Source organism: Streptomyces speibonae, assembly GCF_984686075.1.
In genome coordinates, this window is sequence record NZ_OZ480260.1 from 2,998,774 (window position 1) to 3,017,269 (window position 18,496).

General features: G+C 72.1%; 13 protein-coding genes. 7 read left to right on the forward strand and 6 right to left on the reverse strand.

What is annotated here, in order from left to right; genetic code table 11:
• The first annotated feature begins 137 nt into the window (after positions 1–137).
• Complete coding sequence (locus AC5L3C_RS13330) at positions 138–1,346, forward strand: AAA family ATPase (RefSeq protein ID WP_493649182.1); 1,209 nt, start codon at positions 138–140, stop codon at positions 1,344–1,346.
• A gap of 17 nt (positions 1,347–1,363) precedes the next feature.
• The gene (locus AC5L3C_RS13335; protein WP_493653862.1) at positions 1,364–2,965 is read left to right on the forward strand and encodes a VWA domain-containing protein; all 1,602 of its coding nucleotides are present in this window, start codon (positions 1,364–1,366) and stop codon (positions 2,963–2,965) included.
• Between the two features lie 34 nt (positions 2,966–2,999).
• Here the strand turns inward: AC5L3C_RS13335 and AC5L3C_RS13340 are convergent, their stop codons facing one another.
• Positions 3,000–4,058, reverse strand: coding sequence for an acyl-CoA dehydrogenase family protein (locus tag AC5L3C_RS13340; protein ID WP_493649183.1), 1,059 nt, complete (start codon positions 4,056–4,058; stop codon positions 3,000–3,002).
• A gap of 94 nt (positions 4,059–4,152) precedes the next feature.
• On the opposite strand from AC5L3C_RS13340, the gene AC5L3C_RS13345 reads away from it, so the two are divergent.
• Positions 4,153–5,106 (forward strand): AraC family transcriptional regulator, encoded by a 954-nt coding sequence (locus AC5L3C_RS13345; RefSeq protein WP_493649184.1) that lies wholly within the window; start codon positions 4,153–4,155, stop codon positions 5,104–5,106.
• Positions 5,107–5,687: 581 nt separating this feature from the next.
• On the opposite strand, the gene AC5L3C_RS13350 is transcribed toward AC5L3C_RS13345, so the two are convergent.
• On the reverse strand, positions 5,688–7,508 hold the full coding sequence (locus AC5L3C_RS13350; RefSeq protein ID WP_493649185.1) for a phosphoenolpyruvate carboxykinase (GTP): 1,821 nt from the start codon (positions 7,506–7,508) through the stop codon (positions 5,688–5,690).
• A gap of 316 nt (positions 7,509–7,824) precedes the next feature.
• Here AC5L3C_RS13350 and trhA point away from each other — a divergent pair, with 316 nt between their 5' ends.
• The 4 genes from trhA (at position 7,825) to AC5L3C_RS13370 (ending at position 11,703) form a co-directional block, all read left to right on the forward strand.
• A complete protein-coding gene (gene trhA / locus AC5L3C_RS13355) occupies positions 7,825–8,538 on the forward strand; it encodes a PAQR family membrane homeostasis protein TrhA (protein ID WP_493649186.1) in 714 nt (237 codons plus the stop codon).
• Between the two features lie 149 nt (positions 8,539–8,687).
• On the forward strand, positions 8,688–10,268 hold the full coding sequence (locus AC5L3C_RS13360) for an MFS transporter (protein ID WP_493649187.1): 1,581 nt from the start codon (positions 8,688–8,690) through the stop codon (positions 10,266–10,268).
• Between the two features lie 4 nt (positions 10,269–10,272).
• A complete protein-coding gene (locus tag AC5L3C_RS13365) occupies positions 10,273–10,905 on the forward strand; it encodes a TetR/AcrR family transcriptional regulator (protein WP_493649188.1) in 633 nt (210 codons plus the stop codon).
• 66 nt (positions 10,906–10,971) lie between these two features.
• Positions 10,972–11,703 (forward strand): Mut7-C RNAse domain-containing protein, encoded by a 732-nt coding sequence (locus tag AC5L3C_RS13370; RefSeq protein ID WP_493649189.1) that lies wholly within the window; start codon positions 10,972–10,974, stop codon positions 11,701–11,703.
• A 105-nt stretch (positions 11,704–11,808) separates the two neighbouring features.
• Here AC5L3C_RS13370 and AC5L3C_RS13375 read toward each other — a convergent pair whose 3' ends face one another.
• The 4 genes from AC5L3C_RS13375 to AC5L3C_RS13390 are packed head-to-tail and all read right to left on the reverse strand — an operon-like array spanning position 11,809 to position 18,357.
• Positions 11,809–14,232 carry a galactose oxidase early set domain-containing protein gene (locus AC5L3C_RS13375; RefSeq protein WP_493649190.1) on the reverse strand — a complete coding sequence of 808 codons (2,424 nt, stop codon included), beginning with the start codon at positions 14,230–14,232 and terminating at the stop codon, positions 11,809–11,811.
• Entirely contained in the window at positions 14,229–15,410 is a 1,182-nt protein-coding gene (locus tag AC5L3C_RS13380) for a glycosyltransferase (RefSeq protein WP_493649191.1), read from the reverse strand. The genes AC5L3C_RS13375 and AC5L3C_RS13380 overlap by 4 nt, the downstream gene beginning before the upstream one ends.
• Positions 15,407–17,053, reverse strand: a complete 1,647-nt coding sequence (locus AC5L3C_RS13385) for an ArnT family glycosyltransferase (protein WP_493649192.1) — start codon at positions 17,051–17,053, stop codon at positions 15,407–15,409. The genes AC5L3C_RS13380 and AC5L3C_RS13385 overlap by 4 nt, the downstream gene beginning before the upstream one ends.
• Positions 17,050–18,357 (reverse strand): glycosyltransferase, encoded by a 1,308-nt coding sequence (locus AC5L3C_RS13390; RefSeq protein ID WP_493649193.1) that lies wholly within the window; start codon positions 18,355–18,357, stop codon positions 17,050–17,052. Before AC5L3C_RS13390 ends, AC5L3C_RS13385 begins: the two co-directional genes overlap by 4 nt.
• Positions 18,358–18,496 lie beyond the last annotated feature (139 nt).

Genomic DNA, 18,496 nt, shown 5'->3' on the forward strand with positions numbered 1-18,496 from the left:
TCCAATATACATGCGCCCGCATGCGCCCCGTCGCGCCGGAGCTTCCCCGGAAGGGCGCGTACGTCCCCAAAGTCCCGGTAACGTCGGGGGCGCTGCCGTCCCAGCAGCCCCAGGGCGTCACAGGCGAGGAGCGGGAAATGAGCGACGGGCGGGACACGGCCCAGCGGCTGCGCGCGATCTGTGACGGACTGTCGGAGCGCTTCTACGAACGGGCGGACGTCGTACGGACGCTGGTGGTGACGCTGCTGGCCGGGCAGCACTCACTGGTGCTCGGCCCGCCCGGGACCGCCAAGTCGGAGCTGGCGCGGGAACTGACGGGCCGGTTCCACGGGGCGGCGTACTGGGAGATCCTGCTGTCGAAGTTCACCGCGCCGACGCGGATGTTCGGCCCGATCGACGTCGCCGCGCTGGCCCGGGGCGAGTACCGGCAGGTGTACGACGGGCGGGCGACCACCGCGCACGTCGCGTTCATCGACGAGATCTTCAAGTGCTCCACCGCCGCGCTCAACGAGACCCTGGGCTACCTCAACGAGCGGATCTACCACCCCGAGAACGGCGGCGCCCCGATCCACTGCCCGCTGATCGGTGCGATCACCGCGAGCAACGAGTTGCCCGAGGGGGAGGACTCGGCCGCGATCTACGACCGGCTGCTGGTCCGGATCGAGGTCGGGTACCTGGAGGACCCCTCGAACTTCGCCGCCCTGGTGCGCTCCGCCGTCGGCCGTCCCGCCGCACCGGCGCCCCCGACCACCGTGGAACTGGCCGAACTCCAGCGCGCGGTGGCCGAGGACGTCCCGGCCGTGGACGTGCCCGACGTGATCGTGGACGCGGTGGTGACGCTGCGGGCCGCGCTGCGCCGCAAGGAACTCGTCGCCTCCGACCGGCGCTGGCGGCAGGCGGTCGGGCTGCTCCAGGCGTCCGCCTACCTGGACGGGCGTACGGCGGTGGCGGAGAGCGATCTGTCGGTGCTGACGCATGTGCTGTGGGACTCCCCCGCCCAACGCCCGCTGGTCGAGCGGGAGGTGCTGCACCTGGTCAACCCGGACGCCAAGGAGGCGCTCGAACTCGCGGACGCCATCGACGAGCTGGAGGCCCAGCTCGACGCCATGGCCGGGCAGTCCCGGGAGGCGCTGAGCGAGTGGGTCATCAAGAACGCCCACGGGACCCTGGCCCTGGCGGGCAAGCGGCTGGAGAAGCTGCGCGAGGAGGCGGCGAACGCGGGCCGTTCCACCGCCGCCATCGACCGGGTCACCGGCCGCCAGCGCGCCGTCCGCGCCCGCGTGCTCACCGAGGCCCTCGGGATGGACGCGAGCATGGTGCACGCCCAGCTCCAGGGCGCGCCGTGAGTCAAGGGCCGGACACCCTGGGCGCGTTGGCGGACCGTTCCGGGACATGGCTCTCCCGGTCCGCCGCCACCGCGGCACGGCACACGGGGGCCGTGGTCGCGGACCCGTTCGACCGGGTCGCCTGGCGGGACGTCCACGAGCGGTCGGCGGGGGTGCGCGAGCTGGCGGCCGCCCTGGACCCGTACCACCCGCACACCGCCGATCTGCTGGCCGACGTGTTCCTGACCGCCTACCAGGCGGCCCCCCGGCTGCGCGACCGCGCAGAGATGGCCCCCTCCCACCTGGTCAACCACGAGGTCGTCGGCGCCCTGCTGCACGCACCGGACTTCGCCGAACTGCACCGGGAGACGGCGGGCGACCCCTACGCGGCCGCCATGGCCGTCCTCGCCCAGGCCTCCGCACTGCGCGGGCTCCTGGAGCGCGCCCGGGACGCCCGGGAGCGGTCCGGGCAGGCGGACCGGGCCCGGCAGGACGCCGCGACCGCCGCGAGCGCCGTGAGCGAGGCGCTCCGGCGGGCCGCCGAGGAGACCGATACGGACGGCACCGTCCCCGCCCCGGCCGCCGGCGCCGTACGCCGGGCGATCGAGGCGGCGGAGTCCGCCGAGGCCGCCGCACGCCAGGAGGCCCAGGCCGCCGAGCGGGCCCTCGCGGCGGCGCTCCCCGGCATCCGCGCCGCCGCCAGGAACGCGACGGCGACGGCGGCGCGGGCCGTCCGGCAGGAGGCGGCGCTGATGCGGGCGTGGGGCGTCGGCGCCGGCGAACGGGAGCGTATGCCGTTCGAGGAGCGGGCCCGGCTGGCGGAGCGGCTGCGCGGCGGACGGCTCGCCCGCTGGGCCGAACTCATCGGCCGCTTCCGGCAGATGGCCGCCGGAGAGCGGGCCCGCAAGGTGGAGAACGCCACGGGGGAACTGGTCGGCGTCACCCTCGGCGACGACCTGTCCCGCGTCATCCCCTCCGAACTCGCCGTCCTCGGCGTGCCGGAACTGCGCGCGGTGTTCGCCGCCCGCTACGCCGCCGGGGAACTGATGCTCTACGACACGCGCGGCGAGCAGAGCACCGGCCGGGGAGCCGTCGTCGCGTGCGTGGACACCTCGCACTCCATGTACGCGGAAGGGCCCGGCGGCATCACCCGGGAGGCCTGGTCGAAGGCGTGCGCGCTGGCCCTGCTCGACCAGGCCCGGCACGCCGGCCGGGACTTCGTCGGCATCCTGTTCTCCGGCTCCGACAAGGTCAGCGTCTTCCGCTTCCCGGGCGACCGGCCGGCCGCGATCACCGACGTCCTCGACTTCGCGGAGACCTTCCTCGGCGGCGGCACCGACGTCCAGCGCCCGCTCGGCACCGCCGCCCGGCTGCTGGAGGAGGAGTTCAACGACACCGCCCGCGGGCGCGGGGACATCGTGCTGATCACCGACGACGCCTGCGAGGTGACGGAGCGGTGGACGCGCGCCTGGAACGACGTCAAGCACCGCCTGGGCTTCCGCCTGTTCGGCGTCGCCGTCGCCCTCCCGGCCGACGCCACCGCGTCGGGGTCGGTCCTGGAGTCCCTGTGCGACAACCTCCGCACCGTCGAGGACCTGGCGGACGTCCACAGCGCGGCCGACCTGTTCCGCGTGATCTGAGGCCCCGTCGTCCGGGCGCCGGACGATCCGGGCGTCAGGCGACCAGCATCGCGCCGAGGCTCTCGGTGGCGAGGTAGGGGCTCAGCGCGGGGTGACGGCTGCCCACCGCGACGTCCCGCCAGTAGCGCTGGAGGGCGCCGGCCTCCCGGAAACCGCTGGAGCCGTGCAGATCGAGCATGAGCTCCACGGCGTCCCGGCAGTCCTTGCCCGCCGCCGCCATGCTCATGCGCACCCCGGCACGGTCGGTCTCGCCGAGGTCGTCCCGCAGGCTGTCGTGGGCGGCGGTGAGCATGACCTGCTCGGCCCGGCGCACCAGCGCGGCGGCCTGTGCCAGCCAGTGACGGGCGCCGGGGGAGTCGCCCATGCGCGCGTAGCTCGTCATGAAGGGCTTGCGGTCGGAGCGGAACATGGCGTCCACCGCGTCGAGCGCGCCCCGCGCCGCGCCCACCACCGGTGCGAGCACGCACAGCCCGAAGAAGATCTGGTCCGCCGGCTGCGGCGGCCCGCCGGGCGCGACACGGTGCGCGGGGACCAGTACGTCGTCGGCGACGAGCCGCTGGCTGCCGGTGCCGCGCATGCCCGCCATGTGCCAGTTCCGGTCGATGCCCAGATCCGTGAGGGGAATGGCCGCGACGTGGTAGCCGCCGTCGACCATCAGCGCCACATTGGCCCACTCGGCGGACTCGCATCCGGACACGTTGTCCCACCGGCCGGTGACCCGTACCCCGTCCGTCTCCCGGACCCCGCGGCCCGTCGGCAGTCCGGAACCGCAGGCGAGCAGGTCCGGATCAGCGAAGAACTCCTTCTGCGCGGGGGTGCTGTGCAACCGGGTGACCAGCGTCTTGGCCGTGGCGGACGTGCCGGCGACCCACGCGGACGACGGGCAGGCACGGCCCAGTTCGGCCAGGCGGCGGGCGGCCGCGGGAGCGTCGGCCTCCTCGCCGCCGTACACGGACGGGGTGCGCAGGGCAAAGGCGCCGCTGCTCCGCAGGGCGTCGACGCTGGCGGCCGCCAGACGGTTCTCCCGCTCCGTCTCCTCGGCATGGTCCAGCAGGATCCGGGCGTATTCGTTGATGTATGAGCTGATCATCATGTTCTCGACCCAACCCCCGGTCCCGTCGCGGGGCCATACTCGCTTGACGCGCGGGCATACCATTCCGTGCGCAGGCGGCTGTTAGCCTCGCAGCGTGGACATCCTCAGTGAGGTGATCGGTAGTGTCCGGACCGGTCGTGCCTATGCCCGTTGTATCCAGGAGACGGGCTCCTGGGGCAGGAGATTCGAGACGTTCTCCGGGATCGGCTTCCACGTCGTGCTGCACGGGCGGGGCTGGCTGATCACCGCCGACGCCCCGCCGCGCGCGCTGCGGCCGGGTGATGTCGTGCTCGCCTCGTTCGGCGCCGCGCACGGGCTGAGCCACGCCCCCCGCGCACTGGGCGACCTGCCGCTCTCGGAGGAGGGCCCCTCGCGCCCGCCCCTGGGGACCGCCGACTTCACGTATCTGTGCGGGGCCTACCGGCTGCCGCACGGCAGGGTCCACGCGTATCTGACCTCACTGCCGGACGTCATCGTCACCTCGCCGGACGGGGGCGCGCCGCAGCTGACGTCGCTGGCCGAGCTGCTCCTCGCGGACGTGTCCGCCGCCCGTCCGGAGACGGAGGTGACCCGCTCGGCCCTGGTGGACCTGGTGCTGGTGCACGCGCTGCGCCGCTGGCGGCAGGAGAACGACACCGACTGGCCCCATGTCGACGATCCCGCCGTGGCCACCGCGCTGCGGCACATCCACCGCGCCCCGCACCGGGCCTGGACGGTCTCCGAACTGAGCGCCGCCGTCGGCATGTCGCGCACCGCGTTCACCCGTCACTTCGTCAGGGCGCTCGGCAGGCCGCCCCGGGACTATCTGACGGGTGTGCGGATGTCCCGGGCGGCGCGGCTGCTGCGGGAGACCGACATGCCGCTCGCGACCATCGCCCGGGAACTGGGCTACTCGACGGAGTTTGCCTTCGGCGGCGCCTTCCGCCGGGAGTACGGCATCTCCCCCGGCCGCTTCCGCCGGGGCACGGACCTCGGACCGCCGGCGCGCGGGAGTCTGGACGGCGCCACGGTGGCGGACACGGCGGCCGGCCACGCCCGGACCGGATGACACACGACCGGATCACGAGCCGCGGACCACGGGCCGGCCGGATGCCGGACCGATCGGACGACAGACGAGCCGGACAACGAACCGACCGGACGACAGTCCGACCGGACGACGAGCGGGCCGGATGACAAGCGGGCCGCCACGGACGGGCAGGCCCGACACGAACCGACCAGACGACAAACGAACCGGACGACGAGCGGGCCGGATGACGAGCGGGCCGCCACGGACGGGCAGGCCCAACACGAACCGACCGGACGACAAACCGACCGGACGACGAGCGGGCCGCCGCACACGGGCGGGCCGCCGCGCACGAGCGGGCGCTCCGGGCGGCGGTGGGTGCCGGCCGGAGCGCCCGGTCGCGCATCGGCACGTTCGTGAGCCCGCTGGGCGGGCCGTGCCGCGGTGGGCGGGGGTGGGCCCGTCGCCGCGGGTCTCCGTCGGGGCGGACGGAGGGGGCGACGACGGGCCCGTACCCCGCACGCCGTTGTGCGGGGCCCCGCCGGTGTGTTCCGCGGCCGGCCGTGGCGTGACGATCGCTGGTCAGGGCATCCTCATACCGACCGGCCGCGGGGTCTGTGCGGGCGTCAGCCCAGGCGCCGCACCAGCGCGTGGTACTGGTCCCACAGCTCCCTGGGCGTGTGCTCGCCGAAGGTGTTGAGGTGCTCGGGGACCAGGGCGGCCTCCTCGCGCCACACGTCCTTGTCGACGGTGAGCAGGAAGTCCAGGTCGGCGTCGGAGAGGTCCAGCCCCTCGGTGTCCAGGGCGGACTTGGCGGGGAGCACGCCGATCGGGGTCTCGACGCCCTCCGCCTTGCCCTCCAGGCGCTCCACGATCCACTTCAGGACGCGGGAGTTCTCGCCGAAGCCGGGCCAGACGAACTTGCCGTCGTCGTTCTTGCGGAACCAGTTGACGTAGTAGATCTTCGGCAGCTTGGACTGGTCCTTGTCCTTGGCCACGTCTATCCAGTGGGCCATGTAGTCGCCCATGTTGTAGCCGCAGAACGGCAGCATGGCGAACGGGTCGCGGCGCAGCTCGCCGACCTTGCCCTCGGCGGCGGCGGTCTTCTCGGAGGCCACGTTGGCGCCGAGGAAGACGCCGTGGTTCCAGTCGAAGGACTCCGTCACCAGCGGTACGGCACTGGCGCGGCGGCCGCCGAAGAGGATCGCGGAGATCGGCACGCCCTTGGGGTCCTCCCACTCCGGCGCGATGATCGGGCACTGCGCGGCGGGGGTGGTGAAGCGGGCGTTGGGGTGGGCGGCGGGCTCGCCGGAGTCCGGCGTCCAGTCGCGGCCCTTCCAGTCGGTGAGGTGGGCCGGGGTCTCCTCGGTCATGCCCTCCCACCACACGTCGCCGTCGTCGGTGAGGGCGACGTTGGTGAAGACCGAGTTGCCCCAGAGGGTCTTCATGGCGTTGGCGTTGGTGTGCTCGCCGGTGCCGGGGGCCACCCCGAAGAAGCCGGCCTCGGGGTTGATGGCGTACAGGCGGCCGTCCTCGCCGAAGCGCATCCAGGCGATGTCGTCGCCGATCGTCTCGACCGTCCAGCCGGGGATGGTCGGCTCCAGCATCGCGAGGTTGGTCTTGCCGCAGGCGGACGGGAAGGCGGCGGCGACGTACTTGGACTCACCGCGCGGCGGGGTGAGCTTGAGGATGAGCATGTGCTCGGCCAGCCAGCCCTCGTCGCGGGCCATGACGGAGGCGATGCGCAGGGCGTAGCACTTCTTGCCGAGCAGGGCGTTGCCGCCGTAGCCGGAGCCGTAGGACCAGATCTCGCGGTCCTCGGGGAAGTGGGAGATGTACTTGGTGCTGTTGCAGGGCCAGGGGACGTCCTCCTGGCCGGGCTCCAGCGGGGCGCCGACGGAGTGCACGGCCTTGACGAAGAAGCCGTCGGAGCCGAGCTCGTCCAGGACCGGCCGGCCCATCCGGGTCATGGTGCGCATGGACACGGCGACGTAGGCGGAGTCGGTGATCTCCACGCCGAGGGCGGACAGGGGCGAGCCGAGGGGGCCCATGCAGAAGGGCACGACGTACATGGTGCGGCCGCGCATGGAGCCGCGGAAGACGCCCTTGCCGCCCTGGAAGATCTCCCGCATCTCGCCGGGGGCCATCCAGTGGTTGGTCGGGCCGGCGTCCTCCTCCGTCTCGGAGCAGATGAAGGTCCGGTCCTCCACGCGGGCGACGTCGGTGGGGTCGGAGGCCGCGTAGTAGGAGTGGGGGCGCTTGATCGGGTCGAGTTTCGTGAAGGTGCCCTTGGCCACGAGCTCCTCGCACAGCCGCTCGTACTCAGCCTCCGAGCCGTCGCACCAGACCACGGTGTCCGGCTGGGTCAGCTCTGCGATCTCGTCGACCCAGGAGATCAGGCCCTGGTGGGTGGTGGGGACGCCGGTTTCCACGATGTCGCGCGCCACGTTTGCTCCTAGATGAGGGTTTTTTGGGAGGCCCCGTGGGGGCTGCGACCCGGATGCGGATGCGCCGAGCGCTCATCCGGTGCCGACCGCACTCATTTGATCATCCGACGTGAGCGCCCATCTGTCCAGAGGGCCGCACAGGTGAGCAACGTGACGCTGACCACCGATTTCGGCGGCGCTTTACGCGCGCATGGGCCAGAACTGACGATTTCTTTGCGTCGCCGTCCCGCGGGGTGGCGTGAGACGATGACCACTCCGGGTACGCAATTGCTGTCGACGGGCCGTAACTTACGGTTCCGTAGGTACGATGCAGGACATGACTGCGTTCGTCCCCGACGCCCCCGTGAACCCGCCGTCCGACAGCCCCGGCCCGGTGGCGACCTCCCTGCCGCACCCCGTCAAACCCAAGCTCCGCGGCTGGCTGCACCTCGGCATGTTCCCCGCTGCCCTGGTCGCCGGACTGACCCTCACCGCCTTCGCCGACTCGGCCCGGGGACGCGCCGCCTGCGCGGTCTACGCCCTCACCGCCTGCCTGCTGTTCGGCGTGAGCGCGCTCTACCACCGGGGCAACTGGAGCCCCCGCATGGACGGGGTGCTGCGCCGCCTCGACCACGCCAACATCTTCCTGATCATCGCGGGCACCTACACCCCGCTGACCATCCTGCTGCTGCCGCACTCCAAGGGGCGGTGGCTGCTGTGGGGCATCTGGGCCGCGGCGGCGGCCGGGATAGTCTTCCGGGTCTTCTGGGTCGGCGCGCCCCGCTGGCTCTACACGCCCTGCTACATCGCGATGGGCTGGGCGGCCGTCTTCTACCTCCCGGACTTCCTGCGCACCGGCGGCATCGCCGTCCTGGTCCTGGTCATCACGGGCGGCCTGCTCTACAGCGTGGGCGGGGTCGTCTACGGCATCAAGAAGCCCAACCCCTCGCCCCGCTGGTTCGGCTTCCACGAGGTGTTCCACACGCTCACGCTGGCCGCCTTCATCGCCCACTACGTGGGGATCTCCCTGGTGGCGTACCAGCACGCGTAGAGCGCACCGCCCGTACGGCACACCCCCGCCTCCACAAGGCCGCGGCACCGACGCCGCGGCCTTTTTCGCGTGCCCGCGCGCCTGGGTCCACACGCCGGCACGCTCCGCCATATTGACAGTCGCTACTTTTTGACAGCTACTCTCATTTCATGGCCACTGTCACAACACAGGACCCCGCCCACCCCGACCCCCGTCGCTGGTGGGCCCTCGGCGCCCTGGTCGCGAGCATGCTCACCCTCGGCTTCGACCTCACGATCCTCAACGTGGCGCTGCCGACCATGGCCGCGCAGCTGGAGGCGAGCACGGGGCAGCTGCAGTGGATCGTGGACGCGTACATCGTGGTGTTCGCGGCGCTGATGCTGCCCGCCGGGCTGCTCGGCGACCGGTACGGGCGGCGCCGCATGCTGGTGGCGGGGCTCACCGTGTTCCTCGCCGGATCCCTGGCCGGCGCCCTGACCCACACACCGGAACTCGTCGTCGCGGCCCGCTCGCTGATGGGCCTCGGCGCCGCCCTGGTCATCCCGCTGGGCCTGTCCGTCCTGCCGTCGATGTTCGCCGAGGAGGAGCGCGGCAAGGCGGTCGCCGCCGTCACCGCCTCCATGGCCGCCGGGATGCCGCTCGGCCCGCTCGTCGGCGGACTGCTCCTCGACCACTACTGGTGGGGGTCGGTCTTCCTGATCAACATCCCGATGGCCGCCGTCGGCATCGCCGCCTGCCTGTTCCTGTTGCCCGAGTCGCGTGACCCCTCCTCCCCCCGGGTCGACGCGCTGTCCACCGCGCTCAGCGCCGCCGGGCTCGGCGCCCTGGTGTTCGGCATCATCGAGGGGCCCGTGCGCGGCTGGGGCAGCGGCCGGGTGCTCGGCTCGTTCGCGCTGTCCGTCCTGCTCCTGGCCGGGCTCGTGCTGCGCGAGCGCCGCGCGTCCCGGCCCATGCTCGACCTCGCCCTGCTCGGGCGGCGCGTCTTCCTGTTCAACGTGCTGGCCGCGACGTTCGGCACGTTCGTCTTCGCCGGACTGCTGTTCCTGCTGCCCGCCCACCTCCAGGAGACCGGCGGCAACGACGCCTTCGGCACCGGCCTGCGGCTGCTGCCGATGATGGCCGGGCTCATGGTCTCCGCACGGGCGAGCACGCCCCTGGTGCGGCGGTCCGGGCCGCGCCCGGTGGTCGCCGTGGGCCTGGTGGTGCTGTGCTTCGCCGCGCTGCTCGGCTCCCGGACCGAGGCGGACAGCGGCTACGGATTCACCGCCACCTGGCTGACGATCGCGGGCCTGGGCTTCGGCCTGGCCATGGTGCCCGCGATGGACGCGGCACTCGGCGGCATCCCCGCCGACGCCGCCGGCAGCGGCTCCGCCCTGCTGATGACCCTGCGGCAGGTGGGCGGCGCGATCGGCATCGCCCTGCTCGGCAGCCTCGTCGCCGACGTCTACGCCGGCCGGCTCGACACCGCCGGACTGCCCGCCCCCGCCGCCGACGCCGCCCGGGAGACGCTGAGCGGGGCCCACGCCGTCGCCGACCGGCTCGGGCTGCCGCAGCTCGCCCGCGCCGCCGACGCGGCCTACCTGGACGGGATGTCGCTGGCCCTCGTCATCTGCGGGATCGCGGCCCTGACGACCGCCGCCCTGGTCGCCCTGTTCCTGCCCGACGGACGCCCCGCCGCCCGGGACCAGCCCGCGCCGGAGGGCGGCCCGTCCCCGGGCGTGGCCCCGCGCGAGGCGGATGACCGACAATGACGGCATGACCACGGCACGCACCCCGGTTCCCGAGGCGGCCCGCCATCTGGGCCTGCGCGAGCGGAAGAAGCTCAAGACCCGCATGGCGATCAGGGACGCCACCTACGCCCTGATCAAGGAGCAGGGGTACGAGGCCACCACCGTCGAGCAGATCGCCGACCGCGCCGAGGTCTCGCCGAGCACCGTCTTCCGCTACTTCCCGGCCAAGGAGGACATCGTCCTCACCGACGAGTACGACTCCCTGGTGGAGGGCCTGCTGCGGGAGCGCCCGGCCCATGAACCGGTGCGGGAGTCGCTGCGCTGGGCCATCCGCAAGGCGATGGCGATGGCGCTCGCCGACAGCCCGGACCACGGGCAGGACGAGATGCTCCTGCGGGTCCGGCTCATGGTCGAGGTCCCCCAGGTGCGCTCCCGGCTGATGGAGAGCATGTCCGTCACCGGCCGCCTGATGTGCCGGGCCCTCGCCGAACGCACCGGGCGCCACGAGAACGACCTCGAGGTGCGCGTCTACGCCATGGGGCTGATGGGCGCCCTGCTGGAGACGATGATCTACTGGGTCGACGGCGACTGCCAGGAGGACATCCTGGAGCTGATCGACCGCACCCTGGACGTCTGCGCGGACCTCCCCCGCCGGTGACGCCGGCCCCGCGCCGCAGCCGTAAAGCACGGGCCCGAGGGGCGGACCCCGTGCGATCCTGACCGGGTGAACGGTCCAGAGATCCGCGTCGAGTTCGCCCCCGAACTGCTGCTCTTCGTCCCCCAGGCACGGCCCGGGGGCACGCTGAGGACCGCCGCCGACGGCGTCTCCACCCTCGGCCATGTCATCGAGTCCCTCGGCGTCCCGCTCACCGAGGTCGGCGCCCTGCTCGTGGACGGACGCGAGGTGCCCGTGTCGCACGTCCCGGCCGCGGGCGAGTCCGTGACCGTGCGGAGCGTCGCCCACCCCCAGCGGGTGCCGGGAGCACCCCTGCGGTTCCTGCTCGACGTGCACCTGGGCACCCTCGCCCGCCGGCTGCGGCTGCTGGGCGTGGACACCGCGTACGAGTCGACCGACATCGGGGATCCGGCGCTGGCCGCGCGGTCGGCGGCGGAGCGGCGGGTGATGCTCAGCCGGGACCGGGGGCTGCTGCGGCGGCGGGAGCTGTGGGCCGGCGCGTTCGTGTACAGCACCCGGCCGGCGGAGCAACTGCCGTACGTGCTGGACCGGTTCGATCCCGAGCTGCGCCCGTGGACGCGGTGCACCGCCTGCAACGGGCTGCTGCGCGAGGCGAGCAAGGAGGATGTCGCCGACCAGCTGAAGGGCGGCACGCACCGGTCGTACGACGTGTTCGCGCAGTGCTCGGACTGCGGGCGCGCGTACTGGAAGGGTGCGCATCATTCGCAGCTCGTCGCCATCGTGGAGCGGGCGGTCGCGTCGCGCTCCGGGCGGGGCTGAGGGCGGGCGGCTCCGCCGGGAAGCGCCGTCGAGGGACGGGCCGCGGGGAACTGCGGGCCGTTCGTGGCTGATCGCGCAGTTCCCCGCGCCCCTTCGGGGCGCTCCTCAGCGCACCGTTGGGTCCTTCTTGCCGCAGGCGATGCCGTCGCGGTCTCTGTCCAGCTTCAGCGGGTCGTCCTTGCCGTTGATCCTCAGCGGGCCGTAGTCGTGCTCCTTCAGCCACGTGCAGCGGGCCGTCGTCGTCGGCTCGACCTCGTCCGGGAACGTGGTCGGCACGCAGACGTTGGCCGAGCCGTAGTGCCGGTCGCAGCCGGAGACCGCCGGGCCGACCGGCTGTGAGGTGCGCTTCCCGCCGGGCTCGGTGACCTTGCCCGCCGGTGCCTGAGCGAAGGAGTGGACATGGGCGGAGGCGTCCTTGGCGGCGAGCGCCTCCGGGCCCTGGAGGTGCACCCACTCGGCCACCGACGGCACACCGTTGGCGTCCACCGCGAAGAGCATGTACCAGCCGGGCGGGGCCAGGTCGGGGTTGCTCGTCACGTTCAGGTCGACGTTGTCGCCGTCGACCGACAGCGGCAGGTCCACGAACCGCTGGTTCGGGTCCGAGGAGTGGGTGACGGCGGCCGGGCGGATCAGCTCGGCCCTGGCGATGGGCCGGTCCACGGTGATCCGCTGGGTGTCGCCGTAGTTCCACTCCGTGTCGATCACCGAGGTGATCTCCGGCCGCTCGCCCTTGAAGAGATAGGGCGGGCTGTAGATCGACACGTTGTGGTTCCAGGAGCCGTTGCCCGGGTTGTCGCCGGTGGCCATCACGCGGCCGTCGGGCAGCAGGAACGCCGAGGAGTGGTAGCCGCGTGCCTCCGGGTCGGCGGCCACCGGGTCGAACGTCTCCGTGGCCGGGTCGAAGACGGACGTCTCGAACACCGGGTCGGCGCGGTTGTGCAGCGCGCCGCCGGTCTCCAGCACCGTGCCGTCGGGCAGCAGTACCGCGGAGACGTACATCTTGCCCTGGTCACCGGTCTGCGGCACGGGCCCGTCGCCGAGGTCGACGGTGCCCTGCGGGAGGGGCGGACCCGCGACGTAGGACGGGTTCGGCTGCTTGAGGTCGATGATGTCGGTGAGCCGGTTGGCGTCCGGGTTGGAGTCGATGTTGCCGCCGCCGAGGGTGAGGACCTTCTGGTCCTGCGCCGGGGGCAGCAGCACGCTCGCCGACTGGTCCCGCTCGTCCTTGTTCTGAAGGCCGGGGACCTGGGTGATGGTGTTGGCGTCGTAGTCGTAGATCGCCGAGCCGGTGCCGGGGATGTTGTTGCCGAAGACATGGCTGCCGGAGTAGAAGAGGCGGCCGTCCTGCATGAGGATCATCGACGGGTACAGGCCCCAGTACGACCAGGTCTGGTTGACCTGCCAGGTCGGCAGCCACTGCTGTGCGGCGTCCGACCACCGCTCGGCGGTGACCGAGCCGGTGGAGTCCTCGCGCAGACCGCCGAAGCTGAGCACGTCGCCGTTGCCGAGGATGGTCGCCGACGGGTACCAGTGGCCGTCGTTCATGTCGTTGGTCTTCGCGTAGGTCTCGGTCTCCGGGTCGAAGATGTAGGAGTCCTTGTAGCCCTGGTAGCCGATGGTGCCGTCGGCGGACGGGTAGCCCTTGTTGCCGCTCATCACCAGCACCCGGCCGTCCTTGAGCTGGACGTGCCCGGCGCAGAACATGTCGTCCGGGGTCGGGATGACCTTGTAGCTGCCGTTCGAAGGGTCGTAGACGGCGCTGGTGAAGGTGCCCGCCTCGAACAGCTCCGGGTCGTTGCCGGAGCCGGCGATCAGCAGCACCTTTCCGTTGTGCAGCACGACGGAGTGCATGGAGCGCACCGGGTTCTGCGCGGGCAGCACCTCCCAGCTGCCGTCGGCGCACTCCTCGGCGGTGCCCGTGCAGCCGGGTTCCGGGACCGGCTCGGCGACCTGCTCCATCGTGTAGTCGTCGGTGGTGGCGGAGCCGGTGCCGTAGACGGACACGCCCCAGGAGATGCGGTCGGTGCCGGCCGGGACCTCGGGGGTGCGGACGGTGGCCTCGGTCCAGGCGGCCCGCATGTCCAGCGTCTTGAGGTCGGTCCAGTACTGCCAGCCGGCCGTGGTGTCGTGCCGGAACAGCGTGAGGGCCGCGTCCGGGGTGGTCGTCTTGTACCACAGGCCCAGGTCGTACTGCTCCCCCGGCGTCACCGCGGGCGCGCACTCCGCGGACTCGGTGATCAGCGCCTTGCGGTCGCCCTCGACGCGCCGGGTCAGCTCGACCTTCATGGCCTTGTCGCCGGTGTGCGCGTCGGAGGTGGTGGTGAAGGTGAAGTCGTTGTCGCCCCAGCCGGACTTCTCCCAGCAGTACGGCATGTCGCCGGTCCCCGCCGTCTCGAAGCCGGGGTTCTTGATCAGGTTGGCGGCGGAGGCGGGGTGCGGGGCGGTCAGGAGAAGGCCGGTGGTGAGCGCGCCCACGGCCAGCAGGGCCGTGGTACGTCTGGACGTCAGCGGATTTCCGGGTGTTCTCATGCGGTGCTCCTTGCCTTGCGGGCCCGGCTCGGGAGGTACACCAGCGCTTCGGTCCCCACGAAGCGCAGGACGAAGGTGATCACGAGCGCCAGCGCGGTGGCCGGCAGCGCCGTCATGCCGAACCGGCCGACCAGCAGCGCGATCAGCGGCAGGCGCAGCACCAGGTCGGCGTTGGCGAGCAGCGTGAACCGCACGGTGCGGTCGGCCCAGTGGCGGTGCCGCCGTCGCTCGCGGAACAGCAGTGTCTCGATCAGCAGGAAGTTCCAGGCCACGCCGAACTGGTTGGCGACGATCTCGGCGGGCAGATAGTGCACCCCGGCCCCGGTCAGCGCCCACAGCGCGGCCAGATTGGGGATGAAGCCGGTCAGTCCGATCAGCCCGAAGACGACCATGCGGGCGAGCGGGGCCTCCATGCGCAGCCCGCCGAGGTGCCGCAGGAACCGCGCCCCCTCCTTCGCGGTCGACTTGGACTCCCCGGCGAACCGCTCCTGGAAGACGAACGGCACCTCGGTGACGGTGCGCGGGCGGCCGCGGACGGCGAGTTCGAGGAGGATCTTGTAGCCCAGGGGTTTCAGGACGTCGGCGGGGACGGCGCTGCGGCGGACGGCGAAGAAGCCGCTCATCGGGTCGCTGATGCCGTGCAGCCGGCGCGGGAAGAGGGCCTTGGCCAGCCAGGTCGCCCCGCGCGAGACCGCCACCCGGTAGCCGCCCGCGAGGCCGGCCCGGCTGCCGCCCTCGGTGTAGCGGGAGGCGACGACCAGTTGGGCGCCCGCCCGCTCACCGGTCGCCACCAGCTCCGGTACCAGGGACGGCGGATGCTGGCAGTCGCCGTCCATGACGACGACCCAGTCCGACGCGGCGGCCTTGATGCCCTCGACGACCGCGCCGCCGAGCCCGCCGGCCGCTTCCTCCCGGTGCAGGACGGTGACCGGGTAGGGGCAGTCCGCGGCCGCCTTCCGGATGACGTCGGGGGTGTCGTCGGTGGAGTCGTCCACGAAGACGACCTCGCAGGGCAGCCGGGCGGGCACCGCTTCGGTGATCCGGTGCAGCAACTGCCGTACGTTCGCGGACTCGTTGAAGGTGGGGACGACGATGGTCACGGCGCCCGGCTCCGGCACCTCCACCGGGTCGAGCGCCGGGTCGCCGAGCTCGCCCGAGGACAGGGACTCCTGGCTCATCGGCTGCCTCCGGCGGTGGCGACCCGGCGTATCTCGACCCGGTCCTCGCCCTCGCCGAAGACGGCGACCGGCTCCGAGTGGGCGATGGCGTCCCGGACGTTGGGCAGGTCCTTCGCGTCGCGCCGTACGGTCGGGGAGGCGACCACGTAGTCGATGTCCCGCCAGCCGCGCGGCAGGCTCTCGGTCACCTCGGGGTCGAGGTCGGCCTTGTAGAACCAGATGACGCCGAGCCCGGGCCGGTACCCGGCGTGCACCAGGTCCAGCCACATCGCGTCGTCGACCAGCACCCGGGTGTCCGCCGGGTCGGCCACCTCGGTGGCCATCCACCGCGACGCCGCCTGGTAGGGGGCGTTGGCCTCGGTGGTCACGGCGATGCGGGCACCGTCGTACCAGCGCGGTACGACGTAGAGGCAGGCGGCGAGGGCCAGGACGCCGGCGAGGACGTACCGGGCGCGGGTCAGTGCCCGGCGCTCGGCCGCCGAGCGGCGTCGGCGCAGCACGGCGTGGGCGACGCTCGCGGTGCCTCCGGCGAGCACGAGGGCGAGGAACGGCAGCGCCTGGATGATGTACATGGCGGGCAGATAGCCGTCCGGGCGCATGGCCAGCGCGGCGAGGACGGCGACCGTGAGGGCCGGTCCGGCCAGCGCGCGGGCGGTGACCGACCAGCGCCAGGTGGCGAGCAGCAGCAGCGCGCCCGCGAGTCCGCCGAGGGGGAGGATCCGGTCGTAGTAGAGCCAGGACTGGAGTACGCCCCAGGAGCCGGAGCCCTCGTCGAGGATGAAGCCGGAGCCGGGCCGGGTCATCTGGTAGGCGATGCCGTCCCACAGGGAGACGTGGCCGCTGCCCGGCAGCAGTTCCCCCTTGAGCAGGGCGAACAGCGGGTAGGAGAAGCCGATCAGCGCGCAGGCGGTGACGGCGCCGGTCAGCGCGAACTTGCGGGTGTCCTTGTGACTGTGCCGCCAGGCGGTGATGAACAGGGCGGGCAGGACGACGAGCATCGTCTCCTTGGTGAGGACCGCGGTGGCGGCGGCCATGCCCGCGCCGAAGTGGTGCCAGAGGTGGCGGCTGGGTGAGGCGGCGAGGGTGAAGGCGAGCAGCGTCCACATCACCGCGAGGTTGTCGAGGAAGATCTCGCGCTGGAGGACCACCGACAGCGGGGAGAGCCCGAAGATCGCCATGCCGAGCCCGGCGGCCCAGCGGGGCAGGGCGAGACGGCGTCCGAGGACGTAGACGAGGACCGCGCTGACGGCGCTGATCAGCAGCATCACGGCACGCATGGTGCCGACGGTCATCGACTCGGGGCTGATCATCGCCGGTATCCAGGTCAGGGCGGCGAGCTGGATCCAGCCGAGCGGCGGATGGTCGTACCAGTAGGTGTAGTGGGCGAGGCCCCTGCCCTCCTGGACGGCCCAGGCCTGGGCGAGGTAGGTGCCCTCGTCGTCGCTGAGGGTGGGGTAGTCGGCGATGTTCCAGCCCTGGACGACGAGGACGACCACCAGGAGGACGCCGCACAGGAGCAGGTCGGGGCGGGAGGAGCGGAGCCGGCCCGGCGGCTGCGTCCGCCCGGCCGGGACGGTGGCGGGCACAGGCCGGGGCCGCGCGGTGGCCTCGGAGCCGGTCACCGCGGGAAGAGTGGAGGTCACGCGGGAACGTCCTCTCGGGTCCGGTCGGAGGCGTCAGGGGCGGCGGTGGCGTCCCGTGTCCCGTCCGTGGCGTCGATGTGCGCACCGACGTGGGTGGTCAGCTCCCAGTCGTTGCGTCCGCGCTGTTCGCGCCAGACGGCACGGACGGCGGCGCCGGCGAGGAGCACCTGGTAGAAGGGGCCGCCCACGATGAGCTTGAGATAGTGGACGAACCTCACCCGCAGCCCGTACTGCTTGCCGAAGTCGTGCAGCCCGACCACCTCGAAGACGAAGGTGACCAGCGCGGTGACGGCCGGCAGGAAGGTGAGGAAGGCGACGGAGACGGGCACGTCGAGGAAGAGCGCGACCGCCACGTTCAGCGGGATGATCAGGCCGGTGAACGCCTGGAGGAAGGGCGTCATCAGGGTGTAGCGGGCCAGCATCCGCTGGCCGAGGGTGGGCAGTTGCTTCCAGTCCTTCTTCCGGTACACCTGGAGGAAGCCCTGGTTCCAGCGGGTGCGCTGCCTGAGCAGCGACATCAGCGAGCCGGGGGTCTCCTCGCGGGTCACCATGTCGGAGTCGTAGGCGACGACGACCCGCTTGCCGACGCTGGAGAGCCGGACACCCAGGTCGCAGTCCTCGGCGAGGCAGTCGGGATCCCAGCCGTCGGCCTCCCGCAGCACGCCGGTGCGGACGAAGACCGTGTTGCCGCCGAGCGGGATGAATCCCTTCTGCGCGTGCAGGTGGAGCCGGGAGCGGAACCAGAAGAAATACTCCAGGCAGTTGCGCAGGCTGTACCAGCTGGAGTGGAAGTTGATCAGCTGCACCCCGCCCTGGACCACGTCGGCGCCGGTGGAGCGGAAGGCGTGGTCGACGTGGGCGAGGAGTTCCGGGTGGACCTGGTCCTCGGCGTCGAAGACTCCGACGACGTCGCCGCGGCAGTGCGGCAGCGCCGTGTTCATGGCCTTCGGCTTGTTCTTCTTCGCATGGGTGTCGACGACCACCCGGACCCGTGGGTCCCGGGCCGCCGCGGCCTCGGCGACCGCGGTGGTCCCGGGGTCGTCGTGGCCGACGATCACGATGATCTCGAAGTCGGTGTGGCTGGACTCCAGCAGCCGCTGAATGGTGTGGTCGAGCACCGCCTGTTCGTGCCGGGCCGGCAGCAGCAGCGAGAACGACAGATGCTCGCCGCCGTCCGGGCTGCTGAACCGTGTCGAGGCCAGCACCTCCGGTGTGCGCCAGGCGTGCATCTGCCACCACAGAGTGAACGCGGCCATCCAGAACAAGGCCAGGGAAACGACAGCAATGAAGACAGACGTGAGCAAACAGATCCCCCCAGATCCCAAAAACCCCCACGACGTGACGGTGCATCAGGTGTCTGACGCCCCCATCCGTCACGCCGCTGTGTAGAGGTTAGGGGGGAATCGTGAAGCGTGAGGGTGCTTCCGATAAAGAACGTGTTGC